Genomic DNA, 25,185 nt, shown 5'->3' on the forward strand with positions numbered 1-25,185 from the left:
CCCTAGGGCTGATCGGCAGCTGCACGCAACTCAGCGCAAAAACGACCAGCTTCCTGAGCAATGTCCCCGGGTAATGCTGCCGCCATCCGTTTCACAAGTGCACTGCCCACAATCGCTCCATCGGCACCCCAGCCCCGAACCTGACGCACTTGATCTGCACCGGAGATCCCAAAACCAACCGCAACAGGAACAGGTGAGGTTTGTTTGAGTTGCTGCACTAAACCTTCAACCCTGCTTTCCATCTGAGCTCGCTCACCGGTTACACCGGTGACACTCACCAGGTAGGTGAAACCTCGGCTGCATGTAGCAATCCGACCCATCCGATCTTGGGGAGTCGTGGGTGCAACCAAGAGCACCAAATCCAAGCCATGACGCTCTGCGATTGTCGACAGCCGCTCCGCTTCCTCGAGGGGTAGATCAGGGACCACCAAACCCGCCGCACCAGCCTCCGCTGCAGACTGGCAAAACGGCTCCATCCCCACATTGAGCAGTGGATTGGAATACGTGAACAGGATCACGGGAATCTGCAGCTGGCCTTTCAACGAGCGCAGCATGCCCAGAACTCCCTTTGGCGTGGTCCCGACAGCAAGGGCCCGGGACGCAGCAGCCTGAATGACCGGCCCATCAGCGAGAGGGTCGCTGTAGGGCATTCCCAGTTCGACCATGTCAGCCCCTGCACTTTGCAGGCTGAGCAGCACATCAGCGGTGACAGAGAGATCCGGATCGCCGGCCATAAGGAATGGCATCAAGGCGAGGCGACCGTCCTGCTTCAGCTGCTCAAAGCGCTGGGCGATGGAAGAGGACTGCTGATTGGGCATCTCGGTCAACCGACCAGGAACAAACTTCGGAAGCCTATGAGTCGACGGGGGCATCACCGTCCGCGGGAACCGAGGCATCCGCTCCAATCTTGCGCAGAAGTTTCTGTTTCTCCTCCTCGGGGAGAGCATCAAAATGGGCTTGAAGCACTTCAGCTTCCTGTTTGTCGTACACCTCGCGGTAGCGACGCCGCTGATCCATGTAGGTCATCTGGCCGGTGACCACACGGAACAAGTAAGAGCTTGTCCAAACCACCACAATCACAATCAAAAGGGCCTCTGCAGCAATTCCTGCCGAAAACCCCTCAAAGCCTGCAGCCTGAAAGCCGACCTGCCCAAGCCCTCCCAGCAGGAGGACTGCAAGTCCGATCAGAAGAACCTTGCCACGCGTCAATTCAGACGTCTCCTTGCCCGCTCAGCCGGAAATTGAGGAAGGGGGCAAACAGAATCATCCCCGGGAAAAAGAGGAAGACCAGGCCATAGATCCCCAGCCGCTCCAGCTTGCCCATGCGATGCCAACGCTGGTTCATCCACGTGTACAGGGCGAGGGGAACCACAACGAGATACAGGCCGCCCAGAAGGGTGTAGGCCAACAGGACTAACAACGTGTCCTGTGGGACTTGAGAAAGCAGGGACGAAAGGTCCAAGGCCTGAGGACATCTATGGGAAATCTAAGATGTCTGTGCGGGGGCATGGCGGAATCGGTAGACGCACGCGACTTAAAATCGCTTGGGCCGAAAGGCCTGTGGGGGTTCAAGTCCCCCTGCCCCCACTACCTGAGCTCAAGACGGCAGCAACTCAGCCAGCTTGGTGCGGAAATCTCCTTTGGGCATACCGCCCTTCAGTTCTCCCTCGATCGAAAAATCTCCATCGGGATCGTTCACCAGCAGGTAGGTAGGCCAGCCCATCCCCTCCTTGTTGGGGTACTGCTTGAGCAGGATCTTCCGGTATTTCCGATACATCTCCGTGTCCTGCAGCATCACGGAGATGAAGCTGCAGCCGAGTTCCTCGGCCACCTTGCCGTCGTAGTGACTCATGCGGTGACAGGTGCCGCAGTCTTCAGAGCTGAACTTGATCAGGTGCATCGGCAACGGCCCAGGAAAGGATCTCTCCAGCATGGAAAGGAACCAGTCCATTCACAAGTTCCGGCACGAGATGGTCACGCCGTCGCAACGTGATGCGACACGTGTTGGCTGGACGGTTGTAAAAGGCCGGCCCATTCAGGCTGGTGAAGGCTTCGAGATGCTCCAGAGCACCCTCCTCATCAAAAACCTGGGCGTAACTCTCCAAGGCGAAGGGCGCATTGAAGATGCCGGCGCATCCGCAGGCACTTTCCTTGAATGCTCGTTCGTGCGGTGCCGTGTCGGTGCCGAGAAAGAAGCGTGGGGCACCGCTGGTGGCCGCCCGGCGCAGGGCCTGACGGTGACATTCCCGCTTGGCCACTGGGAGGCAATAAAAATCACTGCGCAACCCGCCGGCGAACATCGCGTTGCGGTTGATGTGCAGATGGTGGGGGGTGATGGTGGCGGCGAGATGACGATCCGCTGAGCTGACGTACTGCACCGCTTGCTCGGTGGTGATGTGCTCGAACACAACCTTCAACTCGGGATGGCGGTCCCGCAGCGGTGCCAGATGGCGTTCTATAAAAACTGCCTCCCGGTCGAAGATATCGATCTCGCTGTCCGTGACTTCACCATGGATCAGCAAGGGCATGCCGATCCGGGCCATCGTTTCCAGCACAGGATCGATCTGCAGCAGATCCGTCACCCCTGCGGCGGAATTGGTGGTGGCGTTGGCGGGATAAAGCTTGGCGGCAGCAAAAACGCCCTCTCGAAATCCTGTCTCCAACTCGGCAGGAGCGATCGAATCCGTGAGGTACGCCGTCATCAGGGGCGTGAACTCCAGATCAGCGGGGCACGCCGCCTGAATACGGTCGCGGTATGCCCGTGCAGCAGCCACCGTGGTGACAGGGGGACGCAGGTTGGGCATCACGATGGCCCGCTGAAAACGGCGGGCTGTATGGGCCACAACCTGGTTCAGCATCTCCCCATCGCGGAGATGCACGTGCCAATCATCTGGGGCGATGATCGAGATCTGATCAGACATTCAGCGGCAAACCGTTCACTGCAAGTCGCAAGGCATCGAGGCGATCACCAGTGATGTGGCTTTGGGGGAGCCGATCCAACAGCTTCAGCTTCTGTAGGCGCTTCTCCGTGCTGCCCGTTGCACCGACCAGGAACACCTGACGACTCTCTTCAATCGCTTCCTTTACGGCATTCTCGAGGGCGATCGCAGCGGTGACTCCCAGGTGGGACACCTCTGAGAGGTCGAAGACCACCGCCTGACAATTGCCGATGGCGTTGTGCTCACGAGAGATGGCCTTGGCCACGCCGAAGATCATCGGCCCGGCGAGCTGGAACAACAGAACCTTGCCGGAAGCCTGATCCAGCAACACCTGCTCTTCATCGGTCAGCTCCACATCGTCATCGGCGGTGCTGATCGTTTTCACTTTTCTGGACTGCAACGCGCTCATCCGATCAATGGTGAGCACGTTGGCCACGAAAACTCCGATGCCTACTGCAGTGATGAGATCTACCAGCACCGTGAGCGCAATCACGCCGTAGGTGATCACCGCAGCTTTCACCGAGAGGTGGTGGGCCCGTTGGAGGAAATCCCAATCAATGATGTCGATGCCCACCTTCAGGGCGATGCCCGCCAGCACAGCGAGGGGGATCGTGGATGCAAGAGGCGCGGCTGCCAGGACGACCACCATCAGAATCAGCGCCCGGAAGATGCCCGACAGAGCCGAACGTCCGCCGGCCTGAATGTTGACCACGGTGCCCATCGTGGCTCCCGCCCCAGGGAGTCCGCCAAAGACGCCCGAAGCGATGTTGGCCAGTCCCTGACCCACCAATTCCTTGTTGGAGTTGTGCTCCGTGCGGGTGAGGCTGTCGGCCACAACCGAGGTGAGCAGCGCATCGATGCAGCCGAGCATGCCCAGCACTGCGGCATCTACGAACATCAAACGCAGCTGTCCGCCCGAAAAGGTGGGCACATGCAGGCTGGGGAGCTCAGCATTGAACGGCGGAATGGTTTTGAGACCGGCGTCGTGGAACAAGGTCATCGACAGCACCGTTCCCAACACCAGCGCCAGCAGCTGCGGCGGGCAGAAACGCTTCAAGCTTGATGGGGTGAACCAAAGGATCGCAACAGTGATCAACGCCAGCGCCAGCTCCATCGGCTGAATACCGGCAATCAAGCCCGGCAGGTTGGACAGGGTTCCCATCACCCCGCCCGATGCGGTCTGCCCCAGGAAGGCGGGCAGCTGGAGAATCACCAAGATGGCTCCAATCCCCGACATGAAGCCAGAGATCACGGTGTAAGGCATCTGGGTGACGTATCGACCCAGACGGAAGACGCCGAAAAGGATCTGAAACAGACCCGCCAGGATGACCACGGTGAAGGCCATGGCCATGGCCGTTTCCTTGTCCGGAGCTGTGGCGGTGAAGCTCAGGATCACCGACGTAAACACCACGGTCATTGGACCGGTGGGTTCGGAGATCAAGGTGGGCGTTCCCCCGAAAAGAGACGCCACCAAGCCGATGATCACGGCGCCCCAAAGCCCAGGGGCAGGGTCACCCGTTGCGGCGACCCCGAAGGCCAGGGCCATCGGAAGAGCAATCACCGCGGCGGTCACCCCACCAAAGGCGTCACCCCGCAGGTTGCTGGTGCTGATCCGGTTAAACAAGGTTTCTTATCTATTACCCAGGTGAGTGACCTTAGGTTGATTCGCCTCAAAGCACAATCCCCGAACAGCTGAGCTCGCCCCATGCCTGAATTTCTGCAGGCCTCGATCCAAGTGCTATTTGGCATCGGACTGCTGTTTGGTGGGGGAGAACTGTTCGTTCAGGGGTCCGTCGCCATGGCGGTGATCTTCGGCATTCCCCAGCTCGTGATCGGCCTCACGGTGGTGTCTCTGGGCACCAGCGCCCCGGAACTGTTCGTGAGCCTGAGTTCGGTGCTGCAGGGAGCTGACGCCCTCGCCGTGGGCAATGTGGTGGGCAGCAACATCTTCAACGTGATGGTGGTGCTGGGCAGCAGCGCCCTTGTGCTGCCCTTGCGGGTTGAAAGCCGCCTGGTGAGGCGAGATGTACCTCTGATGATTGCCATCTCGGCGGCGGTCTGGGGCATGGCCTCCGCAGGACGGGTCACCTGGCAAGCAGGCCTGGCCTTGCTGTTGGGGCTCGTGATCAACACCGTCTGGGAGATCCGCACCGCCCGTGAACAACCGGACGACAGCAGCAGCGCTGAACCCGAAATCAGTGTCGAAGCGAGCAAAGGTGGATTGATCCCCGCCTCAGTGCGATTAGTTGCCGGCATCACCGTTCTCTCAATCGGATCAAGGGTTCTGGTGAATGGCGCGGTCAGCGCCGCAACCCTTCTGGGAGTTAGTGAAGCAGTGATCGGTCTGACGATCGTTTCAGCCGGAACGTCGATGCCTGAATTGATCACGTCCCTGGTGGCGGCCCTGCGCGGACGAACCGATCTGGCCATCGGCAACGTGGTGGGCAGCTGCCTATTGAACCTGATGCTGGTGCTGGGCGGTGGAGCCATAGCGGCAGCTGGCAACGGACTTGAAGTCAGCCCGGAACTGATTCAGGACGACCTGCCGGTAATGCTGCTCACCAGCCTGGCCTGCATGCCGATCTTTTGGACGAAAGGTCGCATCTCACGCGTTGAAGGAGGGCTACTTCTCGGACTCTATGTTCTGTATCTGATCGATAATGTTTTACCCCGAACGGCTATGGCCAACTGGGCTGATGAATTTCGCCTTGTGATGCTCTGCGCTGTAATTCCAATCGTAATGATCGTGATTTGCACTCAGGCAGTTTTTTATTGGCGGAACAACCAGAACAGCCCAACCATTTGAAATCAATACCTAGAAAGCAATTGCTTTTTGACTATTAGCCGCCACATGGTCCAACTCATCTCTGGCAATTAATTCGATTACATCTCGAAGAGTTTCTGGCTCACGTTCATCACGGGCAGCCCACATATTTCCCTCTTTTCTCCAATAGGCCGTCGCAATCGGCGTTACGGGCTGCTGCAACCACCCCTCTGGCTGCTCCAAAAGCATGCGCCGGTACGTTTTGACAGCTTCGGCCTCAACAGCTTCTCCAAGCAAAGAGGCCAACTCGTGATCCAACAAGGTAGTAAGAGCAAATATCCAATAAACAAGGACAGCTACATGCCTCGCCACAAAGCGATCTATCCATAAAGACAGTCCACCAAGATCACGAGAAAAAATGTCTTCATGCGTCTGCTCATTACTGTCCTGCCGACGTGCCAGCTCCAGAGTCTTACGTATAGCACCGCTCTGATCAAGGCCAATCGTTTCAAGGTAATGACAAGCACTTTCCTCAGCCGTATAAGCCGTGCGAGCAATAATCTCTAAAGATGCTGCCCGACGAGCATCAGCTGCAGGCCAAAGAAGACTGAGCAACTGCTCGCCTGATTCAATCAAAAAATGAGCAAAATCAGCCTTATGACCTCGAGTCTGCATGAATGATTCCACGTCATATATATCGATCTAATCGTGGTCTAGATCGCCATATATGCATTGTCTTGCACCTTTCATACTGTCGAAAGGATTGTCGGATCACTACATCGTTACGAACTCCTCTGAAACAGAGGGGTGCAGCGCCATGGTGCGATCGAAATCAGCCTTGGTGGCGCCCATCCCCACGGCAATCGCCGCCATCTGAATGATCTCCGCGGCATGCTCGCCCACCATGTGGCAGCCCAGCACCCGATCGGTGTGCTTCTCCACTACCAACTTGAGCAGACAACGGGGGCCAGAAGCGGGCAGGGCCCGCGCCATGGACCGGAAGCGGGCGCGATGCACAACAACACCATCCACGCCATGGCGTTCGATGGCCTGTTCTTCCGATAGGCCAACGGTCGCCAGCTCTGGATCGCTGAACACGGCACTTGCCACCAGGTCGTGATTCACCTGTCGCTGACGCGACCCGAAGACGCTGTCGGCAAAAGCACGACCTTCATCAATGGCCACAGGCGTGAGGTTGACCCGATCGGTGACATCGCCAACGGCATGGATGTGGGGCACCGAGGTGCAGGAGTTGGCATCGACCGTGATGCGGCCGTTCTCGACCGCAACGCCGGCAGCGTTCAGCCCAAGATCCGCAAGCCAGGGGCGACGCCCGGTGGCCATCAACACACCGCCGCAAGCCAAAGACTCACCACTCCCCAGCCGCGCCGTCAGCGCCCCGGGCTCTCCTGCCACAGCCACCAGCGTCTGGTCCAACAGCACCTCAATGCCCTGCTCACGCATGCCACCCAGCACGGCATCGGCCAACTCGGCATCAAAACCGCGCAGCAAGCGCGGACCACGCACCACCTGGGTTACTGCAACACCAAGGCCGCGCAGGATGCAGGCGAACTCACAGGCAATGAAGCCTGCACCCACCACCACTACGGCGGAAGGGACATCCTTCAGCAGGAAAATGTCGTCACTGACCCAGGAGTGTTCAACCCCAGGAATCTCCGGCCGGGCCGGCCGGCCACCAACCGCCACCAGAAAGCGCGGGGCCGATAGTTCCTCTCGCACGGGCCCACCGCGTTGATCGGAAATGCCGATGCGATCTGCTGCCGTGAAGCGTCCCCAACCGGAGATCAACTGAACGCCGGCCTTCTCCAGAAATCCCAGATGGAGCGCATTGAGCCGATCCACTTCGGCGCGCACCCGACGCAGGAGATCAGGCACATCCGAACGCACCGAACCGATCTCAAGGCCGTAGGCCGAGGCATCCGCCAGCTGATGGCGGGCCTGGGCGCCGTACACCAAAAGCTTCTTGGGAACACAGCCGCGGATCACGCAGGTGCCGCCGACGCGATCGCCCTCCACTATTGCGACGCGGGCTCCATGACGGGCCGCGCGTTTCGCAGCGGCCAGCCCACCGGACCCCGCCCCAAGAACAATCAGATCCAAATCAGCGCCCACAACAGAAGGGTGCTCGAGACGACGGGCGTCATCGTAAAGATCGCGTTATGGTCCGGGGAAGAGGGGCCATAAAGGCCCAAGACGAGTTGATCGTATTTCAACCGCGTCCTTAAACCATGAACCGTTCTTCCAAGCGCCGCAGGCAGCCGCCTGAACCCGAGCTGCGCCTCAAACGATCGCAACGCCGCGAGATCGTGATGATGATCACCAGCGACGACATGAAACTGCGGCTAAAGCGGTTAGCTGATCAGGGCCGCCAGCAGGACTGTCTGGCGCTGATGCACGAACTGGGCGACTGGCAGTCCTATGGACGGGCAACGCTTGCGCCGATCCTGCATGCCCCTTTCATCGGAATCAGCTGAACCCCTGAGTTGGTCGGAGCTGGCCAGCCTGGCGACGCCGGAACCGAATCGGATTGAGGGGCCTACCAGTGCCCAGGCCACGTTGCGCCTGTTCGGACAGCCCGAGTCCAACGTGATGGTCACTCTGTACCGCGACCACCACGCCTGGTGCCCCTACTGCCAAAAAATCTGGCTCTGGCTGGAGTTCAAGCGCATCCCTTACAAGATCCGCAAAGTCACCATGCGCTGCTACGGCCCGAAGGAGCCGTGGTTCCTGGAGAAAGTGCCTTCGGGGATGTTGCCGGCCCTGGAGCTCAACCGGCGGCTGATCACCGAAAGCGACGACATCCTGCTGGCCCTCGAACAGCAGTTTGGCCCGCTGGGCATGGCGATGACAGAGCCGGAAGCTCATCAGCTGCGCCGTCTTGAACGGCTGCTGTTTCAGGCCTGGTGCATTTGGCTTTGTTCACCACGGCTGAGTCCGAGGCAACAGGTTCTGGCCCGAGAGCAGTTTCAAGACACCGCCCGGCGCTTCGAACGGGAGCTGAACCAGGACAGAGGACCGTGGCTGCGGGGCCCGGAGCCGCAGACCGTGGATCTGATCTTTATTCCCTACGTGGAACGGATGAATGCCTCGCTGGCTTACTACAAGGGATACCGGCTGAGGGCTGAGCATCCAGCCATTGACCGCTGGTTGCGTGCACTGGAGCAACTGGAGACCTACCGCGGCACCCAAAGCGACTTTCACACCCATGTCCATGACCTGCCTCCCCAGATGGGCGGCTGCTGGTCGGACGATGGAGCAGAAGCGAAGCGCCTGGCCGAATGGATCGACCGAGGTGATGGCCTTGGCGAGGACGAAGCCTGCTGGGATGCTGACCATCAAGCCGATCAGGCCGTTATCGCCCTGAGCCGGGTACTACGTCACCAGCAACGTCTGCGAGACGTGAACCCCATGGGTGCTGCCGCCTTTGACCAGCCCCTGCGCTGTGCCCTCACCCGGTTGGTTCGCAACACACCCTGCCCGCCTCCAGCGGGAAGTGCCGCCGGGCTGCGCTATCTGCGCGATCGCATTTCGGTGCCAAGGGATATGCCGCTCCCGGCTGCTCGACTGCTGCGTCAGGCCCTTGAAGCCACCGCCCAGCTGGATGGCCCTGAGCAGGCACATACCTTGCCGGTGAGGGATCGCTTTGATCAGGATCCCCGACCCTTCCAAAGTGGGTCATAGTGCGGAGGCCTCAACGCTGAGTTGTGCCCCTGCGGCTGCCCGCTTACCAACCGATCCCAGCCCCCGATCGGGGGACCGATCTGATTGAAGTATCAGCGGCGCAGCTGCAGCCGACCCAGTGGTGTGTGGGACTGGCGGAGATCTGGTCGCGCGAGAAAGATTTCGCGCAAGACACCCGTCAGCAGCGTCTTGACTACCTGCGCGGCAAACCGGTCCCCTTGATCCGATCTGCCAATGGCGCTATGTGGATGCTGGACCGGCACCACCGGCTGCGAGGCCTGATCGGCATTGATCCAGGGGCCACCACCTGGGCTTACGTGGTGGTGGAGCTCTCAACTACCGACCGAAGCGCTGTGTTGGCCTATCTGCACAACCAGGGCTGGCTCTACCTCTACGACGGACGAGGCAACGGCCCCCGTCCGGCCGAGCAGCTGCCCACGAGCCTGCTGGGACTGGATGACGACCCCTACCGGAGCCTTGTATGGAAGCTGAAGCAGGAGGGGTGGATCAAACCTCAGCCCCTGATCCCATATCACGAGTTTCGTTGGGGTGCCTGGCTGCGCAGCAGACCCCTGCCCCCCTTCAGCTCCAGGCGCCTGGAGCCGGCGCTCGCAGCAGCCCGCCAGCTGGTGTGCTCTGCCGCTGCACAAGATATGCCGGGCTGGAAAGGCGACAAGAAAGCCTGCCGCTGATCAGCGCTTCTTGCGGGAATCGATCTGCAGCAGATCCTTCACCTTCTGCACCTGACCGGCGAGTTGAGGGTCGGAGGCCAGTTTTTTCTCCACCTGCTCGATCGCGTACATCACCGTGGTGTGGTCTTTTCCGCCGAAGTTGTCCCCGATCCTCGGCAGGCTGAGGTCGGTGCCCTGGCGCATGAGGTACATCCCCACCTGACGGGCCTGGCTCACGGCACGGCGACGGGTGCTGCTGCACATCTCCTCGGCAGTGACATCAAACACTTCAGAAACCTTGTCGATCACCTGTTGCGGCGTGACCTCCACCCCCTGCCCCGTGGGGTCGAGCATCGGTGCCACGGATTCCACGGTCATCGGCAGCCCCGTGATGGAGGCGAAGGCCACAGCCCGGGTCAGGGCCCCTTCCAACTCGCGGATGTTCGAGGTGAAGCGACCGGCGATGTACTGGATCAGATCACGGGGAAGCGACATGCGCTCCTGCTCCGCTTTCTTCTGAAGAATCGCCATGCGTGTCTCCAGGTCAGGCGACTGAATGTCAGCGATCAGGCCCATCTGGAACCGGGAGATCAGGCGCTGCTGCAACCGCGGAATCTGGCTGGGGGGGCGATCACTGGCGATCACCACCTGACGGCCTGCCTCATGCAGGGCATTGAAGGTGTGGAAGAACTCCTCCTGGGTGTACTCCTTGCCCTCGATGAATTGAATGTCATCCACCAGGATCAGATCGGCAGCGCGGTAGCGATCGCGGAAGGCCTGCATGCCGTCCTTACGGATGGCCTGGATCAGGTCATTGGTGAAGGTTTCGGTAGAGACATAGGCCACACGAGCCCTGGGATCGATTTCCAGGCGGTAATGGCCAATGGCTTGCATCAGGTGGGTTTTGCCCAGGCCCACACCACCGCAGATGAACAGGGGGTTGAACTCCCGGCCCGGAGCTTCGGCCACAGCCAAAGCCGCCGCATGGGCCATCCGGCTGTTGGGACCGACCACAAAACGGCCGAACACGTAGCGGGGATTGAGCCCGGGCAGGTAGCGGCGTGGGGAGCCGTTCCGCGCTGGAGCCGATGCCGACTCCTGAGCCGCTGGAGGCGACGCCGCATCAGCAGCGGCTGAGGCCTCATCGGTGGCGTCCGGCAGCGGCAAGGCGGTTTCCGCCAGAACCGTCACCTGGACGGGCTGACCGCTGATGCTGCTGGCCATCTCGGCGATCGTGGGCAGCAGCTGCTCCCGGAGACGAACGCTGGCAAAGGGATTCGGGGCCAGAAGCTTCAGCTCTCCATTGGCAAAGCCGCTGCAACCCGTGGGGCGAATGAAGGTCTCGAAGGTGGGCTTGCTCAGCTTCGCCTGCAACCCATCCCGCACCTTGATCCAGAGCTCTTCGCCCGTCTGCGCCAAAACCGCCCATCGCCCGAGCGCTGAATCTACGCATGTCGATCCGCTCAGGCCGTCTTAAATGCATCAGCACACATCTCGTCGTGATGCCCAACGCCCAGCATTGGCTCGCTATCGCCCTGGCCGGGAGCGCACTCTCCGGATGCAGCCTGGTGAGAGAACAGCTGGGTCTGACCCCCAAGCCACCGATGACGGCGCCGCCAGTGGTGCACGATCAGCCCCGCAGTGCTCCTCTGCAACCGGGGGACAACGTGATCGTGAAGGCGGTGGATCGCGTCGGTCCGGCGGTGGTTCGCATCGATGTGGTGAAGGAGATTGCCAACCCCTTCGGAGGGATTTTTGGCATGGGTCCCTCCAGCCAGCGGCAGCAGGGCCAGGGCTCCGGCTTCATCACCCGGGCCAGCGGCCTGATCTTCACAAATGAGCACGTGGTGCGTGGTGCCGATCAGGTGGCGGTGACCCTGCCGGACGGACGGAGTTTCAAGGGCAAGGTTCTCGGCACCGACCCCCTCACTGACGTGGCGGTGGTGAAAGTGGTGGCCGACAACCTGCCGGTGGCGGCCCTGGGCAACTCCGACCAGCTCAAGCCAGGGGAATGGGCCATTGCCATCGGCAATCCCTTCGGCCTGAACAACACCGTGACGGCCGGCATCATCAGCGCCGTCGGCCGCCTCAATGCGATCGGTGACGGCCAGCGGGTTCCCTACATCCAAACCGATGCAGCGGTGAACCCCGGCAACAGCGGCGGCCCTCTGATCAATGCCGCCGGTCAGGTGATCGGCATCAACACGGCGATCCGCACTGCCCCAGGTGGCGGCTTGAGTTTTGCGGTTCCGATCAACCTGGCCAAGCGGATCGCGCAACAGATTGTCAGCACCGGTCAGGCCTCCCATCCCTTCATCGGCGTGCAGCTAATGAACCTCACGCCTCAGCTGGCGCGGGAAATCAATGCCACCAACAGCGCCTGCACGGTGCCCGAGCTGAATGGCGTTTTGGTGAAAGAGGTAGTGAAAGGCACGCCGGCCGCTGCTGCCGGCATCCGCCAGTGCGATCTGATCCTCAAGGTGGAGAACAACCCCGTTCAAACCCCCACCGAAGTGCAACTCGCTGTGGACCGCGGCCAGGTGGGGGAACCGATGCAGCTCACCCTTCAACGCAACGGAGAGGAGCTCACCCTGCAGGTGCGCCCACGGGAACTGCCTCGCAGCAACTGAGATGGTGCAGATCGTCGTGATGGCCCGCTGGCCATCACCGGGCCGATGCAAACTCCGCTTAAGGCACGATTTCAACAATGAGCTGGGCTTGGCCAACAGCAGCGAACGCGCCACAAAGATCCAACGGCGGCTCACGCAGCACACCGCTGCGGTGTTGCGGGGCCTCGCCGGCGCCGTGGAGGTCGAGCCGGTGCTTGCGGTGAGCGGACTCGGCCCCCGTGCGGCCGATCGCTGGGGGCGACAGCTGGGGCTGAGGAAGGTGCGGCTGCAGGGGAGGGGGCAACTCGGCACCAAATTGCGACGGCAATTGATGCACGGCCATCGCCACAACAGGCCCTGCCTGGTGATCGGTACAGATCTGCCCGAACTCAATCCCGATGATTTGAAGCAGGCCATTGAGCACTTGGAGCACCATGACCTGGTGCTGGGACCAGCCTCCGATGGGGGCTACTGGCTGTTGGGGATCGGCGCATCCCTGATCCGCAGCCCGCAGCACTGGCCGCTGATCGGCATTCCCTGGGGCGGCCCCACCGTGCTGGAGGCAACATTGGAGGCGGCGCGAAAGCGGCAGCTCTCATCGGCCCTCGTGCCCCAACGGAATGATCTGGATCACTGGAGCGATCTGAAGCCATGGCAGGGCTGAGCGTTGTGATTCCAACCCTGGAGGAAGCCAGCAGGGTGCCGCTGCTGCTGGCGGATCTGCAGCGATGGCCGGGGGAATTGGAGGTGATCGTTTCTGACGCCGGCAGCAGGGATCAAACCCGGGCGGTGGCTCAGCTGGCCGGTGCCACCGTGCTCGACAGTCCCAACGCCGGACGGGGTCACCAGCTGCGCTGGGGCGTTGGCCACAGCTTTCATGCCTGGGTGCTGGTGCTGCACGCCGACAGCCGCCTGCCGGACACCTGGCACCACAAGGTGGGAGCGATTCTGAACAGGCCTGAGGCTCACCTGAGCGCCTGGTGCTTCGACTTCAAGGTGGAGGTGGAGGGGCGGCCGCTGCTGTGGCTGCTGGAGCGGATGGTGAACCTGCGCAGCCGTTGGCTGCAACGCCCTTACGGCGATCAGGGCCTATTGATTCAGCGCCAGCTGTATGAACGCGTGGGCGGCTACCGGCCCCTGGCGCTGATGGAAGACCTGGACCTGGTGGAACGCCTGAGCCAGGTCGCTCCCCTCCGTTCATTGAACTGTGCCCTGCTCACCAGCGGAGAGCGCTGGCAGAAGCGAAGCGTGCTGGTGCAGGCCTGGCGCAATGCCCGGCTGCGCTGGCTGTGGCGTCAGGGCCGATCAACGGAGCAGCTGTTGCGGCTCTACCGGCGCTGAAGGATCCATCAGTTGGCGTACCAGAAGGCACAGCGATGGCCCTGGGGCTCGAGATCCCAGCCCTGGCCCTGATAGAAGCTGACTACGCCCGGATCGGCGAACAGGCTGACCCGCTCGGTCCCCATCTGATCAAGGGCCTCGAGGATGTAAGCCATCATCTGCTTGCCCAGACCATTGCCCTGGTACAGGGGATGCACAGCCACGTCCCAGACGGTGGCTTCAAACACCCCGTCACCGGTGCAGCGCGCAAATCCCACCAGACGGGGCACCCGTGGGTCGTGCCGCCAGAGGCCAACTTTGAGCAGGCTGTGGCTGAGAGCTTTACGCACCCGGCGAATCGGCCTGCGGCTCCAGCCCACCGCTTCCAGCAACTGCTCGAGTTCCACCAGATCGAAGTGGTACTCCTGGCTGAACACCAAGGTGATCTGGTCATTGGCGCAGGGGCAGAGACGCGCCCCCTGGCCGTACTGCTCCAACAGAGGATCAGCAGGCATGGGCAGAGGAGCGATCACAGACGCGCCAACCCCCGCTCCTGCAGCTCAGCCAGCTGGGCGTAGAGCCCACCCCGGGCCCTGAGCTCGCGATGGGTTCCCTGCTCGATCAGTTCACCGCGGCGCAGCACAAGAATGCGATCCGAGGCCTCTACCGTGGCGAGGCGATGGGCAATGACGATGGCGGTGCGCTTTTGCAGAAGCCGATCGAGATCAGCCTGCAGCGTCGCCTCCGTTGAAGGGTCCATGAAAGCGGTGGCCTCATCCATCACCAACACCGTTGGCTTGCGGATCGCCACCCGGGCCACTGCAAGCAGTTGGCGCTCTCCTGAGGAGAGATTGCCGCCGCGCTCGCGCAGCTCCGTGTCCAGCCCATTGGGAAGCTTGGCCAACAGCTCGTTGAGACCAAGCTCAGCACAGACCTGAGCCAGCTCTCGATCGCTCACCGAAGCATTGAGCCGAAGGTTGTCGGCCACATTGCCGCTGAACAGGAACGTGTCTTGAAGCACGACGCCCAGCTCACGCCGTAGATCTGCCATCGGGATCGTGCGGATGTCCCGTCTATCGAGAAGGATGCGTCCCTGCTGGGGTTCATACAAGCGGCAGAGCAGGCGGATTATCGTGCTTTTGCCAGAACCTGTGGGGCCCACCAGGGCTACATTTTCTCCGGGAGCGATGCGGAAGGAGAGGTTGCGGAGGATCGGATCGTCCGGCCGATAGGCAAAGCTCACGTTCTCGAAGATCACCTCGCCGCCACCGCCACTCACGTGGGGGATAACTCCCTTCGCCTCAGCGATCTCGAGGGGCTCCTCCATCAACTCGCCGATGCGTTCGACAGCCGTCAGCCCACCCTGAATCTGGGTGAAACGCTCCGCCAGCTGACGCAGCGGATCGAACAGACGCTGGGAGGCAAGGATGAAGGTGGTGAGAGTGCCAAGGCCCATGGCGCCATTGGTCACCATCAAGCCGCCAAGGGCCAGAACCAGGGCAATGGCGGCCAGAGCCACCCATTCAAGGAAGGCTGAAATGCTGCTGTCGAAAAAGATCGTTCCGTTCACAGCGCTGCGGTAGTCCATGCCGGTGCGCAGGAAGCGGGCGCTGTTGACCGTTTCACGGCCATACATCTGAACCACCTCGAGACCCTGGAGGTTCTCCTGGAAATCTGCATTGAGCTGGGAGAGCTCCTCACGCACGCGGTAATTGGCCTTGCGATAACGGCGCTGCAGCCAAAGCACAGCCAGGGTGACAGGCACCTGCGTGAACAACAGCAGCAGCCCCAGCCTCCACTCGATGAACAACATCGTTGAGGCCAGCACCAGCAGGCTCACCAGATCATTGAGCACCCCAACGGCACCACTACCAAACACCTCAGCCAGGGCATCCACATCGCTGGTCAGCCGTGTGAGCAACTTGCCCACCGGCATGCGGTCGTGAAAACGCAGAGACAGCGACAACGCATGTTCAAACAAGTCATCGCGGATCCGAGCTGTGAGCCGTTGTCCAACGGCCAGGATGCTGAATTGCTGCACCCCCTGCAAGCCGAGCCGCAGAAGCACCGAGACGAAGTAAAGCCCGATGATCACGCGGATCGAGGCAGAGAGGCTCAACCCAGAGAGGAAAGGAAGACTGGGCTCTCCACGCAGCACGCTGACGGCCTGCCCCAGCAGCACGGGCTGCAGTGCTCCCGCAAAGGCCAAGGGCAGCAGCAACAGCAGGGCGACCAGCAGCCGCCGGCGATCCCGCACGAGGTAACGGCCCAGACGACGAACCCGGCGCCAATCGGCGACAGCCCCCATCAGTTAGAGCTCCCGACGGGTGTTGCTGTGCGAATCGCATCAACGATGGAGGCCAAGGGGCCGTGATCGAGGCGAACGGACAAGGGGTGCCCCACCAGTCGAGCTGTGGAGTGGAACAGGTCTTCGATGGCAATCAGGCCGTTCTCACGCAGGGTGCGACCGGTGGCCACCAGGTCGACAATGGCTTCCGACATTCCCGTGATTGGCCCCAGCTCCACCGAGCCATTGAGGTGAACCAACTCAACGGGAAGGTCGAGGGCATCGAAATATTTCCGGGCGCAGTGGGTGAATTTGCTGGCGACGCGGCAGTGGGCGGGCAGATCAGCGGCCCGGGTGTAACCACTGCTCTCCTGAACCGCCACAGCCATGCGGCAGCCGCCAAAGCCCAGGTCCACCAGTTGGGCGACCGGGAGTTGATGCTCCTTGAGCACGTCGTAACCCACAACCCCCAGCTGAGCCTGGCCGTAGGCCACGTAGGTAGGCACATCTCCGTTGCGAACCAGCAGGGCCCGGGCGCGCCCGCAAGGGGTGGGCACCATCAACTGGCGGTTGTTCTTGTCCAGAACAGCGGAGAAATCAAGACCAGCCGCCGCAAAGCGGGCCACCGAGTCTTTGAGCAGCGCTCCTTTGGCCAACGCGACGGTGATCATGGGTCCAGCGCTGACCGGTTAACCAGGCAGGACTTTAACGATGCATTCCTCACTTCATGCCTTGCCGGTGCTTCAGGACAATGTGATCTGGATTTGGGTGAGGGGCGCGGAGGCTGTGGTGATCGACCCAGCCGTGGCGCCGCCGGTGCGGGAGTGGCTGGATGAACGGCAATTGAGCCTGGCCGCCGTGCTGCAGACCCATCACCACGCCGACCACATCGGGGGCACACCGGAGTTGCTGAAACGCTGGCCCAGGGCTGCGGTGATTGCCTCCGCTGAGGACCGGGAGCGGATTCCGTTCCAGACCATGCCGGTGCGGGATGGGGACCAGATCATTGTTCTTGGGCACGAGGTGGAGGTGCTGGATGTGGCGGCCCACACCAGGGCCCACGTCGCCTTTTTCGTCCCGAACCAGGAGGGCGGCGAGATCGGGCCCCTGTTGTTCTGCGGGGACACCCTGTTCAGCGGGGGCTGTGGCCGACTGTTTGAAGGCAGCGCTGAACAGATGTATCACGCCCTTCAGAAGCTGGCGGAACTGCCTGAGGCCACAAGAGTTTGTTGTGCCCACGAGTACACCGAGGCCAACCTGCAATGGGCCGTTGAGCAACGCCCCAGTGACACAGTTCTGGCTGAGCGCTACCGGGAGGTGCGGACGCTACGTGCCGAAGGAGGGCTCAGCCTGCCCAGCAGCATCGGCATGGAACGCCGCACCAACCTGTTCATGCAGGCCGGTTCAGCCGCGGAGTTGGCCGTGCTGCGCCAGCACAAGGATCAGTGGCGACCGGCATGAGCGATGGCGAAGCACGCATTCACCAACGGCGATGATCATGGTGACTGCTGTTGAGAACCACCCCATGAGCGCCAAGGCCATCACTACTCAAGCCGCACCTACACCGGTTGGGCCTTACAACCAGGCGGTGCTTGCAGGCGAGTGGCTCTATTGCTCCGGGCAGATTCCACTGGATCCAGCCACCGGCGAGATGGTGGGGAATGGTGATGTGGCGGCGGAAACACATCAGGTGCTGAAAAACCTTTGTGCTGTGTTGAAAGAAGCTGGCGCCACCCCGGCTCAGGTGGTGCGCACCACTGTGTTCCTGGCGGACCTGGGCGATTTCCAAACGGTGAATGGCATCTATGCCGAGGTATTCGGCGAGGGGGTCAGCCCAGCTCGCGCCTGCGTTCAGGTGGCAGCCCTCCCCAAGAGAGCACGCGTGGAAATCGACTGCGTGGCCTGGCTCGGCAGCTGAGCCAGGCCCGCGGGGGCATAGGTTGGAATTGGCTTCAGTGGTCCTATGCCTCAGGCGAAACTCACCATCGGTGAATTAGAGGCGGGCTATCCGATGTATTGCAAGGCGCTGCGGCGTCTCCTCCAGCAGGGAAAAACCGTTCAAGACATTGAGCGCACCGTCTGCTGGGGGCATCTGGAAACGCTGAACCGCTGCCTGCCCACCCGCTACAAATCGCCCTCCTACCTGCTGGCCCTGATCCGCCGCGACCTGGAGAACCCAAAAGAGGATTGAGAGCGGTTGACTAGGCGTTTTCCCAGCGTTCTCGTGACCAACACTTCAATTTGAGTCGAAAAGAAGCGGTAAACCAGGCTGAGAAGCAACGGCCTGGCATGACCCGCTGGATTTTTCGCAAGCCCAAAAGGCGACTTAATCTGAGTCAGGGGCTTGGGGTGATGACGGTGATGCTGGGAGCTGCCCTGTGCCTTGAACTACAGAACGAGCTGAATCCCAAACCGTCGAGGATGCAAGGGACAACCTTGCTGGGAGAACGCGGGACAATGCAGGGATGGACATCGAACAGCTCGAACAGATTGCCGCAGTAATCGTGACGGCAGGACTGGTGGCCGGAAATTTCCTGATGTTTACTCCCTGGCGCAATGGGGAGGATCCGAGGCAGGGACAACCGGAGAGCCTGATGCCACAGAACAAGTCGGTTTTTCACATCACCAATAGTGGGAAGACAAGCGAGACACACATCCCTGATTAGGGGGGAGATACTCCAACTGAGACCTCCCTCATCGGAGGGAGAGGTTGCTGAGTATCACCTCATCCATGCGCTTGGCTTCGTAATCTTCTTAGGATGATTGATGAACTCTCTTAAGCTGTTCGATCGTTTTCGTCGCTAGTTAGGTTGGGTCGCAACAGGACGCCAACTGTGGGAACGCAACCCTGAGCAGTTGGCCCCGGATCGCTCTGATAATTAGCTCTTGGAGCCGCCAAGCCTGGAGGAGGCTCGTTTGTTATTTCCTCAGCTGGATGAAGAACGGGCCTTGCTTCGCTACCAGCAACTCTGCCTCGAAATGCGGGAGCCCGACAGCCGCAGGTGTTGATCACTCTGCTCACGGTTCAAGCGCCCTTAGTCAATGGGCCACTCAGCTAGCGTATCGCACGGAACAGTTGAGCCATAGCTGAGGTTCTACGGGACGGTCTAAGACCAGCTACGTAAAGGTGAACGCGTCAGCCGGGTTGCGATTGGAGACTGCATCGCTGCGAATGATTCGGCATGACGCACAGCAATATCAATCGACTGCCGTGCCCTGATTCCCTTCATGCCTTTAGCGAAGTCGGTGTAACAGTCCACCAGGATTTCCAGCGTCCCGAAGAAACCAATCAGCAGATCAGCGAAATTCCCGTAGATGACAGCTGACAAGTCGGTCCCTGAGCCCTTTGTGAGGTTTGAGGTGACGTTGTTGCTGACCTCAAAACGCCACCCTGCAATCTGGGAACGGCCAAGTTCAGTTCCATAAGGGCTGAAGAGGTACTGGCTCTGCAGGTCCTTGGCCTTTGCCAGAACCGCCTCGACCTTAGTGGTGGTGAGGAAACCGCAAGAGGCCACATCTGCGTTGTCAACGGAAACCACCTTCTTCAGATCTAACAAGTGGTCCAAGGCTGGGGCCAAACCGTTGGTGCCTACTGATACCGAACCAATTCCTGACGTTTGAAGCATCCCCGTCGGGTGGATGCTGCTGCGACTGCCATTGATGGCAGCGGTGTCGATCGCATCGGTCAGCAGGGCAACGAAGTCAACCCGGATCAACTGCTCGGTGTCAGGCGTTGATTACAAATTCATCAGATAGCTGAACTTGCTCAATGCGCCAACGGTCTGGGGCGTCATCATCACGGAGCTGATGGTGCAGGGCTTTCGTTGACGCTGTCGCTGTCATCAGCACCAAGCCAATAAGCGGAAGCCGTGCCGATGCGCTTCGGGATGCTCACGTCACCAACAAAGCCGCCGAGGAACATGGCGCCAGCGGCGTTCAGCCTGGGAACCACAGATGAAGGCTGCAGCGCTAAAGGCAAGGGCAGCTCCCAGCAGGAGGGCACTGCGTGCAGCGCGAATCACAACCAACACATTGAGTTGTTGCACTGTTGCTTTTATTACTGAAACAATATCCTTGCATTTCAAAAATAAATAAGGTCAAATCAAGAGCGAATTAAGGCAAATTACTTGCCTTATAGGCATTAGTGGGGTCAGCCATCTATATACATAGTAGCTTGTTAAGCCTGTTGCTGGGGCATTAAATCGTGGAGTCTTATGCAACCGTCCAGGCCTGATCAAACTCGAAATAGTGAAAATAATTTTGTTGCAGAAGTTCTGAAACATATGAATAAGCGTCCGTTAATCCATCAAAATTTAACGCATACAAATTGCTTGTAAGCTCTTCAAATTGATGGACGGGCAATATTGGCATGTTATCAATCTCCGAGAAATTTTCAAACTGACAAGTGTCGCTGGCGCGGCCAATCAATATCCCCGAAAACTCTTCTGGGCTAAAACTAGATACATTCTCCGCTGTAATGAATGCATTGCCATATGTTATTTCGTCATAAATTAAATTTGCACTAGAAAGGTAATTAACAGATGAATCACTTATGGTGTTGCTAGCGGTACCTGTAAGCAAGTCTGCAATTGACTCTGCCGATAGGCTTGGGTCGTATCCACTTAATAATGCTGCTGCACCGGCAACATGAGGAGTTGCCATTGATGTCCCGCTATAAAAAGCGTAACTGTCTCCGGGTATTGATGAATAAACATCCACACCAGGTGCAGTCACATAATCGATCGTGGTGGAGCCAGCAAGATTTGAAAAATCAGCAAGATTTTCATATTGATCTACAGCTCCGACGGCTAATCCATTGTTAATCGCATGTGCTGCAGGATACTCGGGACTGATACCACCTGAATTACCAGCTGCCATCACGACCACACTTCCTCGGTTCGTTGCATATTCAATGGCATCAGCCATTGATTGACTATACCCGCCTCCACCTAGTGACAAATTAATTACATCAGCATTATTGTCTGCTGCATAACGGATACCTGAAATAATGTCACTGGTATAACCTGTTCCATCATTTCCTAAGACTCTAATAGGCATTATTTCCGAATCAAATGCTACGCCTGTAACACCAAAGTCGTCATAAGCTCCGGCGATCGTGCCAGCAACATGTGTTCCGTGGCCATTCCCATCATCAGCAATTAAATCATTATCAACAAAATCATATCCCTGCACTATTCTTCCCGTAAATTCACGATGATCAAGATCTACACCAGTATCTATAACCGCGACTACTGCACCAAGCCCTGTTGCACCCGCAAAGCCTTCACTCTGGCGCCAGACTTCTGGAGCATAAATATTATCAAGTGTCCAGGAATTGCCCCCCAATGCATCTGCTGCCGCGAGTGTTACATTTAAATATTGTTCAAAAGCTCTTTGAATATTTATTTGTCCATAACCATTGCTTGAGCTATATCCAGCAGGTGGCAATGGCGTTTCATTTATCGATACAATATAGTTTCCGGTACCGGTATCAGCATAGGCCCCTACTCCTAAGTAATAATCACCAGTAACTTCTGCCTGATAATTATTTATTGCGCTGTTGAGGCCATTGTAATCGTCATTTTCCTCTAGAAGATTACCGTTTGAATCATAAAATCTTAAGTATGTATCATCAAGAGCCTGGCCTTCGACAGCAAAGCTGTATACATTACCCGCAACAAGATTAATTCTTAGCCAATCACGATCTCCGCTAACTTCAAGTGTTCCTTCCGCAGTTCCTCCAACTTCTATGTAGCCACTAGTATTCGTCGTATTGTCGTAATCGTCATTATTATCCTGCGGTGGCTCATCTATTTGATTATTGTTGTTTGCCGATACAATATAGTTTCCGGTACCGGTATCAGCATAGGCCCCTACTCCTAAGTAATAATCACCAGTAACTTCTGCCTGATAATTATTTATTGCGCTGTTGAGGCCATTGTAATCGTCATTTTCCTCTAGAAGATTACCGGTTGAATCATAAAATCTTAAGTATGTATCATCAAGAGCCTGGCCTTCGACAGCAAAGCTGTATACATTACCCGCAACAAGATTAATTCTTAGCCAATCACGATCTCCGCTAACTTCAAGTGTTCCTTCTGCAGTTCCTCCAACTTCTATGTAGCCACTAGTATTCGTCGTATTGTCGTAATCGTCATTATTATCCTGCGGTGGCTCCTCTATTTGATTATTGTTGTTTGCCGATACAATATAGTTTCCGATACCTGTATCAGCATAGGCCCCTACTCCTAAGTAATAATCACCAGTAACTTCTGCCTGATAATTATTTATTGCGCTGTTGAGGCCATTGTAATCGTCATTTTCCTCTAGAAGATTACCGTTTGAATCATAAAATCTTAAGTATGTATCATCAAGAGCCTGGCCTTCGACAGCAAAGCTGTATACATTACCCGCAACAAGATTAATTCTTAGCCAATCGCGATCGCCGCTAACTTCAAGTGTTCCTTCCGCAGTTCCTCCAACTTCTATGTAGCCACTAGTATTCGTCGTATTGTCGTAATCGTCATTATTATCCTGCGGTGGCTCCTCTATTTGATTATTGTTGTTTGCCGATACAATATAGTTTCCGGTACCGGTATCAGCATAGGCCCCTACTCCTAAGTAATAATCACCAGTAACTTCTGCCTGATAATTATTTATTGCGCTATTGAAGCCATTGTAATCGTCATTTTCCTCTAGAAGATTACCGTTTGAATCATAAAATCTTAAGTATGTATCATCAAGAGCCTGGCCTTCGACAGCAAAGCTGTATACATTACCCGCAACAAGATTAATTCTTAGCCAATCACGATCTCCGCTAACTTCAAGTGTTCCTTCCGCAGTTCCTCCAACTTCTATGTAGCCACTAGTATTCGTCGTATTGTCGAAATCGTCATTATTATCCTGCGGTGGCTCCCCAATATGACCATCATTGTCGAGATCTAGATTGAATATACTTTCATAACCCTGTTGTCTTAAATCTTCTCCTGACTGCCACCCGGTACCGGAGGCAATTTGTCCATTATTATCTGTCAACCATATCCGATATTGCCCCAATCTTCGTTGGCTGGTTCCTGCTCTTAGAACTGCGTAGCCGTCTTCGGATTCAGCTGCAGCAATGACATCCCAATTCCTATTTGTATTATCACTGTAAGTTCTTCCACGCCTATTTTGGATTACAATTGCCTGTCCACCGCTATATATTTCATAGCCATAATCCTCGCTACCATCTACAATACCATTGAAGTCTAAGTCAATATTCCTATAGGGTCCAAGCCCTCTAAACCCAAGTTGCCGATAATCTATTGAAATTCTTTGAGGGAATAAAGGCTCATAGGGACAAAAGATTCTTGGAGGCATAAGTCAACGAATCAAGAGATCCAAAATCTATTTTGCTGTCATTTTAAACCATCCCTTCCAAAGGGTAAAAACTTTAAGCCGAATTTGATAATTCGAAGAGGAGCTTAATGTTGGGCAATGATCCTAGATTCTCTCTACATTTCTTCTGCACCTAGTCATCTTGCAAGTGTAGTTTTCATTACCTAATGATCCGTCATGTTTGCAGGGGGAAAGGACCTGTGGTTGCTTTATCAGGGTTTACACGGCTGAGCATCCGCTGTCTATTCGATCTCTCTACGTCTTGCTTGTCATGGTCCTAAGTGCCTGGGTACTGGGAGCTGCCTACTTTTAAGCGCTGAGTTGGCCGGATGATGAGTCCGCTGAGCGATGGCGGTAACAAAAAAGGCTCGACGCATTTAAGGCACCACTGCCACGCCTTGGGAGATGAAATCCAGCGGGTTCCCTCGCCCGTATCTCCCTCAATTTTCATTGCACAGGCGGCACTTTGGTTCTTTCCCTGGGCCAAGGATGGAAATTGGGTCAACAAATACCGGGAGCAACAGTAGTCGGCGCGAAAACCGAGACGTCGCAGCTTTAGGGACTGAGAAAGCACCACCAAAAAATTAGGCAAATCGACTCTGGACTCGGAAGTCTTATTCGTCGTAAGAATTAGTGCATCAGCCAACAGGAGGCTGCATGTTCGAAGTCCTCAAAGGCCACACAGGTAGCTGCCAGCGTAGAACCTGCTTGAAGTGGGAAATCAATGGTGAGCTTTCAGCCTTAGATCGAAAGAACCTGATGGCACTGCTGTGCCAAGTAGACAAACAAGCTTGCATCGATCTCGACGAAGCAGACAGAGTCGACAACGATTGTTGAGTCTTTACCTGACGGGCGAGGGGCAGCGCCTCCAGCCTGTCTTCTGCATCGTCTGCCAAGCCTCAATCGTGTTGTGCCGCAGCATCCGAAAATGAGTCATCGGCTCTGTTGGGCGGGGCGGAACGTAGCTGTAGGTCCTGATCGCTACCCAATACGCGTGCACCGTCGCAGTATCGGGCTTCAAGTGGCAAAGATTCTGTTGCTGCTCGGAGTACAGCCACCCTTCACCACCAGCCTTTTCTGGCGCCTCGTGAAAGCTGCGGTCCTTGTTGGGCATACCTCAACTACTAGCCAGACTGGATGGAATACCGAGCCTTTTGATGTGAAACGGCTACTGCTGCTTTCGCTTCTCTGCCTGGTGTCTGGGTCGCACGCTATGGATTACGTCCAATGCGAAGCCATACAAAGGGCTGCTGCACGCTTAAAGGCCGCTATGGATACCGAAGCTCTAGCGAGTCAAAACGCAATCATTTTGCCTGCAATGGAGAAAGCCAAGGCCAAATGTTCTGCAGAATTTGGCGGCAATGGGGTCCTCAACTGCATTGGGATCAGGATGGCTTCCTACGAAGCAGAGGGAGTCTTAGCCAGAGAGGCAGTTATCGAGAAATACGCCCCACGGGTTGATCGGGTGCTAGCCGACTATGAAGCCATGGGCTGCTACTGAAGATGAGCCCTATTC

The 25,185-nt window shown here is 57.7% G+C and carries 28 protein-coding genes and 1 tRNA gene; 13 read left to right on the forward strand and 16 right to left on the reverse strand.

Annotated features, from left to right (window positions below; all coding sequences use genetic code 11):
- Positions 1-2 precede the first annotated feature (2 nt).
- The 3 genes from trpA to Syncc8109_RS06880 are packed head-to-tail and all read right to left on the reverse strand — an operon-like array spanning position 3 to position 1,462.
- Positions 3-818, reverse strand: a complete 816-nt coding sequence (trpA, locus tag Syncc8109_RS06870; RefSeq protein WP_025362363.1) for a tryptophan synthase subunit alpha — start codon at positions 816-818, stop codon at positions 3-5.
- Positions 819-852: 34 nt separating this feature from the next.
- Positions 853-1,209 carry a DUF3007 family protein gene (locus tag Syncc8109_RS06875; RefSeq protein WP_006850087.1) on the reverse strand — a complete coding sequence of 119 codons (357 nt, stop codon included), beginning with the start codon at positions 1,207-1,209 and terminating at the stop codon, positions 853-855.
- 1 nt (position 1,210) lies between these two features.
- On the reverse strand, positions 1,211-1,462 hold the full coding sequence (locus tag Syncc8109_RS06880) for an NAD(P)H-quinone oxidoreductase subunit L (protein ID WP_025362364.1): 252 nt from the start codon (positions 1,460-1,462) through the stop codon (positions 1,211-1,213).
- 39 nt (positions 1,463-1,501) lie between these two features.
- Here Syncc8109_RS06880 and Syncc8109_RS06885 point away from each other — a divergent pair.
- Positions 1,502-1,587, forward strand: a tRNA-Leu gene (locus tag Syncc8109_RS06885).
- A gap of 10 nt (positions 1,588-1,597) precedes the next feature.
- On the opposite strand, the gene Syncc8109_RS06890 is transcribed toward Syncc8109_RS06885, so the two are convergent.
- Genes Syncc8109_RS06890 through Syncc8109_RS06900 form a run of 3 tightly spaced genes read right to left on the reverse strand, consistent with a single transcriptional unit; the run spans position 1,598 to position 4,563 of the window.
- The gene (locus Syncc8109_RS06890) at positions 1,598-1,900 is read right to left on the reverse strand and encodes a thioredoxin family protein (protein WP_025362365.1); all 303 of its coding nucleotides are present in this window, start codon (positions 1,898-1,900) and stop codon (positions 1,598-1,600) included.
- Positions 1,875-2,921, reverse strand: a complete 1,047-nt coding sequence (pyrC, locus tag Syncc8109_RS06895; protein ID WP_006849819.1) for a dihydroorotase — start codon at positions 2,919-2,921, stop codon at positions 1,875-1,877. Before pyrC ends, Syncc8109_RS06890 begins: the two co-directional genes overlap by 26 nt.
- Complete coding sequence (locus tag Syncc8109_RS06900; RefSeq protein ID WP_006849914.1) at positions 2,914-4,563, reverse strand: SulP family inorganic anion transporter; 1,650 nt, start codon at positions 4,561-4,563, stop codon at positions 2,914-2,916. The genes pyrC and Syncc8109_RS06900 overlap by 8 nt, the downstream gene beginning before the upstream one ends.
- Before the next feature lie 81 nt (positions 4,564-4,644).
- Between Syncc8109_RS06900 and Syncc8109_RS06905 the strand changes: the two genes are divergently transcribed.
- A complete protein-coding gene (locus tag Syncc8109_RS06905; protein WP_006850643.1) occupies positions 4,645-5,745 on the forward strand; it encodes a calcium/sodium antiporter in 1,101 nt (366 codons plus the stop codon).
- Between the two features lie 9 nt (positions 5,746-5,754).
- Here Syncc8109_RS06905 and Syncc8109_RS06910 read toward each other — a convergent pair whose 3' ends face one another.
- Both Syncc8109_RS06910 and gorA read right to left on the reverse strand, forming a co-directional pair.
- Complete coding sequence (locus tag Syncc8109_RS06910; RefSeq protein ID WP_045172751.1) at positions 5,755-6,378, reverse strand: alternative oxidase; 624 nt, start codon at positions 6,376-6,378, stop codon at positions 5,755-5,757.
- 99 nt (positions 6,379-6,477) lie between these two features.
- Entirely contained in the window at positions 6,478-7,836 is a 1,359-nt protein-coding gene (gene gorA, locus Syncc8109_RS06915) for a glutathione-disulfide reductase (protein ID WP_006851910.1), read from the reverse strand.
- Between the two features lie 116 nt (positions 7,837-7,952).
- On the opposite strand from gorA, the gene Syncc8109_RS06920 reads away from it, so the two are divergent.
- From Syncc8109_RS06920 to Syncc8109_RS06930, 3 genes are read left to right on the forward strand one after another with little or no spacing between them, the layout of a single operon-like run.
- Entirely contained in the window at positions 7,953-8,198 is a 246-nt protein-coding gene (locus Syncc8109_RS06920) for a hypothetical protein (RefSeq protein WP_006849593.1), read from the forward strand.
- Positions 8,173-9,405, forward strand: coding sequence for a glutathione S-transferase family protein (locus Syncc8109_RS06925; RefSeq protein WP_006850750.1), 1,233 nt, complete (start codon positions 8,173-8,175; stop codon positions 9,403-9,405). Before Syncc8109_RS06920 ends, Syncc8109_RS06925 begins: the two co-directional genes overlap by 26 nt.
- A 23-nt stretch (positions 9,406-9,428) precedes the next feature.
- Positions 9,429-10,097, forward strand: coding sequence for a ParB-like protein (locus Syncc8109_RS06930; RefSeq protein ID WP_006849701.1), 669 nt, complete (start codon positions 9,429-9,431; stop codon positions 10,095-10,097).
- On the opposite strand, the gene dnaA is transcribed toward Syncc8109_RS06930, so the two are convergent.
- Complete coding sequence (gene dnaA, locus Syncc8109_RS06935) at positions 10,098-11,495, reverse strand: chromosomal replication initiator protein DnaA (RefSeq protein WP_006850244.1); 1,398 nt, start codon at positions 11,493-11,495, stop codon at positions 10,098-10,100.
- A gap of 32 nt (positions 11,496-11,527) precedes the next feature.
- Between dnaA and Syncc8109_RS06940 the strand changes: the two genes are divergently transcribed.
- The 3 genes from Syncc8109_RS06940 to Syncc8109_RS06950 are packed head-to-tail and all read left to right on the forward strand — an operon-like array spanning position 11,528 to position 14,026.
- Entirely contained in the window at positions 11,528-12,706 is a 1,179-nt protein-coding gene (locus Syncc8109_RS06940) for a trypsin-like peptidase domain-containing protein (protein ID WP_006850069.1), read from the forward strand.
- A 1-nt stretch (position 12,707) separates the two neighbouring features.
- Positions 12,708-13,349: a TIGR04282 family arsenosugar biosynthesis glycosyltransferase gene (locus tag Syncc8109_RS06945; protein WP_025362366.1), complete on the forward strand. Its 642-nt coding sequence runs from the start codon at positions 12,708-12,710 to the stop codon at positions 13,347-13,349.
- Positions 13,337-14,026, forward strand: a complete 690-nt coding sequence (locus Syncc8109_RS06950) for a TIGR04283 family arsenosugar biosynthesis glycosyltransferase (RefSeq protein WP_006850210.1) — start codon at positions 13,337-13,339, stop codon at positions 14,024-14,026. The genes Syncc8109_RS06945 and Syncc8109_RS06950 overlap by 13 nt, the downstream gene beginning before the upstream one ends.
- An 8-nt stretch (positions 14,027-14,034) precedes the next feature.
- Here the strand turns inward: Syncc8109_RS06950 and Syncc8109_RS06955 are convergent, their stop codons facing one another.
- From Syncc8109_RS06955 to hisG, 3 genes are read right to left on the reverse strand one after another with little or no spacing between them, the layout of a single operon-like run.
- Entirely contained in the window at positions 14,035-14,520 is a 486-nt protein-coding gene (locus tag Syncc8109_RS06955; RefSeq protein WP_006849681.1) for a GNAT family N-acetyltransferase, read from the reverse strand.
- A gap of 14 nt (positions 14,521-14,534) precedes the next feature.
- Positions 14,535-16,313, reverse strand: a complete 1,779-nt coding sequence (locus tag Syncc8109_RS06960) for an ABC transporter ATP-binding protein (RefSeq protein ID WP_006849983.1) — start codon at positions 16,311-16,313, stop codon at positions 14,535-14,537.
- Positions 16,313-16,963 carry an ATP phosphoribosyltransferase gene (hisG, locus tag Syncc8109_RS06965; protein ID WP_006851070.1) on the reverse strand — a complete coding sequence of 217 codons (651 nt, stop codon included), beginning with the start codon at positions 16,961-16,963 and terminating at the stop codon, positions 16,313-16,315. Before hisG ends, Syncc8109_RS06960 begins: the two co-directional genes overlap by 1 nt.
- 40 nt (positions 16,964-17,003) lie before the next feature.
- Between hisG and gloB the strand changes: the two genes are divergently transcribed.
- The 4 genes from gloB (at position 17,004) to Syncc8109_RS06985 (ending at position 18,958) form a co-directional block, all read left to right on the forward strand.
- Positions 17,004-17,753 carry a hydroxyacylglutathione hydrolase gene (gene gloB, locus Syncc8109_RS06970; protein ID WP_006852021.1) on the forward strand — a complete coding sequence of 250 codons (750 nt, stop codon included), beginning with the start codon at positions 17,004-17,006 and terminating at the stop codon, positions 17,751-17,753.
- A gap of 64 nt (positions 17,754-17,817) precedes the next feature.
- Positions 17,818-18,210: a Rid family detoxifying hydrolase gene (locus Syncc8109_RS06975; protein ID WP_025362368.1), complete on the forward strand. Its 393-nt coding sequence runs from the start codon at positions 17,818-17,820 to the stop codon at positions 18,208-18,210.
- Positions 18,211-18,255: 45 nt separating this feature from the next.
- Positions 18,256-18,483 (forward strand): DUF3136 domain-containing protein, encoded by a 228-nt coding sequence (locus Syncc8109_RS06980; RefSeq protein ID WP_006850228.1) that lies wholly within the window; start codon positions 18,256-18,258, stop codon positions 18,481-18,483.
- 274 nt (positions 18,484-18,757) lie between these two features.
- A complete protein-coding gene (locus tag Syncc8109_RS06985; RefSeq protein WP_006849690.1) occupies positions 18,758-18,958 on the forward strand; it encodes a hypothetical protein in 201 nt (66 codons plus the stop codon).
- Positions 18,959-19,399: 441 nt separating this feature from the next.
- Here the strand turns inward: Syncc8109_RS06985 and Syncc8109_RS06995 are convergent, their stop codons facing one another.
- From Syncc8109_RS06995 to Syncc8109_RS11765, 4 genes are all read right to left on the reverse strand, one after another.
- Positions 19,400-20,008: a phage major capsid protein gene (locus Syncc8109_RS06995; RefSeq protein WP_006851836.1), complete on the reverse strand. Its 609-nt coding sequence runs from the start codon at positions 20,006-20,008 to the stop codon at positions 19,400-19,402.
- Positions 20,009-20,088: 80 nt separating this feature from the next.
- Positions 20,089-20,295, reverse strand: a complete 207-nt coding sequence (locus Syncc8109_RS12320; protein WP_156915507.1) for a hypothetical protein — start codon at positions 20,293-20,295, stop codon at positions 20,089-20,091.
- Positions 20,296-20,504: 209 nt separating this feature from the next.
- Positions 20,505-23,651 (reverse strand): S8 family serine peptidase, encoded by a 3,147-nt coding sequence (locus Syncc8109_RS11760; RefSeq protein WP_071823064.1) that lies wholly within the window; start codon positions 23,649-23,651, stop codon positions 20,505-20,507.
- Between the two features lie 859 nt (positions 23,652-24,510).
- On the reverse strand, positions 24,511-24,783 hold the full coding sequence (locus Syncc8109_RS11765) for a DUF1651 domain-containing protein (RefSeq protein WP_071823065.1): 273 nt from the start codon (positions 24,781-24,783) through the stop codon (positions 24,511-24,513).
- Here Syncc8109_RS11765 and Syncc8109_RS12635 point away from each other — a divergent pair.
- The gene (locus Syncc8109_RS12635; RefSeq protein ID WP_198015298.1) at positions 24,691-25,170 is read left to right on the forward strand and encodes a hypothetical protein; all 480 of its coding nucleotides are present in this window, start codon (positions 24,691-24,693) and stop codon (positions 25,168-25,170) included. The genes Syncc8109_RS11765 and Syncc8109_RS12635 overlap by 93 nt on opposite strands.
- The last annotated feature ends 15 nt before the right edge of the window (positions 25,171-25,185 follow it).

This window comes from Synechococcus sp. WH 8109, assembly GCF_000161795.2.
Taxonomy (GTDB): Bacteria; Cyanobacteriota; Cyanobacteriia; order PCC-6307; family Cyanobiaceae; genus Parasynechococcus.

Bases quoted from the DNA above. Each gene is read 5' to 3' on its own strand.
- Syncc8109_RS06890 (WP_025362365.1), bottom strand. From the start codon at position 1,900: ATGCACCTGATCAAGTTCAGCTCTGAAGACTGCGGCACCTGTCACCGC.
- Syncc8109_RS11765 (WP_071823065.1), bottom strand. From the start codon at position 24,783: ATGCCCAACAAGGACCGCAGCTTTCACGAGGCGCCAGAAAAGGCTGGT.
- pyrC (WP_006849819.1), bottom strand. From the start codon at position 2,921: ATGTCTGATCAGATCTCGATCATCGCCCCAGATGATTGGCACGTGCAT.
- Syncc8109_RS06955 (WP_006849681.1), bottom strand. From the start codon at position 14,520: ATGCCTGCTGATCCTCTGTTGGAGCAGTACGGCCAGGGGGCGCGTCTC.
- Syncc8109_RS06975 (WP_025362368.1), top strand. From the start codon at position 17,818: ATGAGCGCCAAGGCCATCACTACTCAAGCCGCACCTACACCGGTTGGG.
- Syncc8109_RS06945 (WP_025362366.1), top strand. From the start codon at position 12,708: ATGGTGCAGATCGTCGTGATGGCCCGCTGGCCATCACCGGGCCGATGC.
- Syncc8109_RS06920 (WP_006849593.1), top strand. From the start codon at position 7,953: ATGAACCGTTCTTCCAAGCGCCGCAGGCAGCCGCCTGAACCCGAGCTG.
- Syncc8109_RS06985 (WP_006849690.1), top strand. From the start codon at position 18,758: ATGGACATCGAACAGCTCGAACAGATTGCCGCAGTAATCGTGACGGCA.
- Syncc8109_RS06960 (WP_006849983.1), bottom strand. From the start codon at position 16,313: ATGGGGGCTGTCGCCGATTGGCGCCGGGTTCGTCGTCTGGGCCGTTAC.
- gloB (WP_006852021.1), top strand. From the start codon at position 17,004: ATGCATTCCTCACTTCATGCCTTGCCGGTGCTTCAGGACAATGTGATC.
- Syncc8109_RS06910 (WP_045172751.1), bottom strand. From the start codon at position 6,378: ATGCAGACTCGAGGTCATAAGGCTGATTTTGCTCATTTTTTGATTGAA.
- Syncc8109_RS06940 (WP_006850069.1), top strand. From the start codon at position 11,528: ATGTCGATCCGCTCAGGCCGTCTTAAATGCATCAGCACACATCTCGTC.
- Syncc8109_RS06905 (WP_006850643.1), top strand. From the start codon at position 4,645: ATGCCTGAATTTCTGCAGGCCTCGATCCAAGTGCTATTTGGCATCGGA.
- Syncc8109_RS06980 (WP_006850228.1), top strand. From the start codon at position 18,256: ATGCCTCAGGCGAAACTCACCATCGGTGAATTAGAGGCGGGCTATCCG.
- trpA (WP_025362363.1), bottom strand. From the start codon at position 818: ATGCCCAATCAGCAGTCCTCTTCCATCGCCCAGCGCTTTGAGCAGCTG.
- Syncc8109_RS06950 (WP_006850210.1), top strand. From the start codon at position 13,337: ATGGCAGGGCTGAGCGTTGTGATTCCAACCCTGGAGGAAGCCAGCAGG.
- Syncc8109_RS06925 (WP_006850750.1), top strand. From the start codon at position 8,173: ATGCCCCTTTCATCGGAATCAGCTGAACCCCTGAGTTGGTCGGAGCTG.
- Syncc8109_RS11760 (WP_071823064.1), bottom strand. From the start codon at position 23,651: ATGCCTCCAAGAATCTTTTGTCCCTATGAGCCTTTATTCCCTCAAAGA.
- hisG (WP_006851070.1), bottom strand. From the start codon at position 16,963: ATGATCACCGTCGCGTTGGCCAAAGGAGCGCTGCTCAAAGACTCGGTG.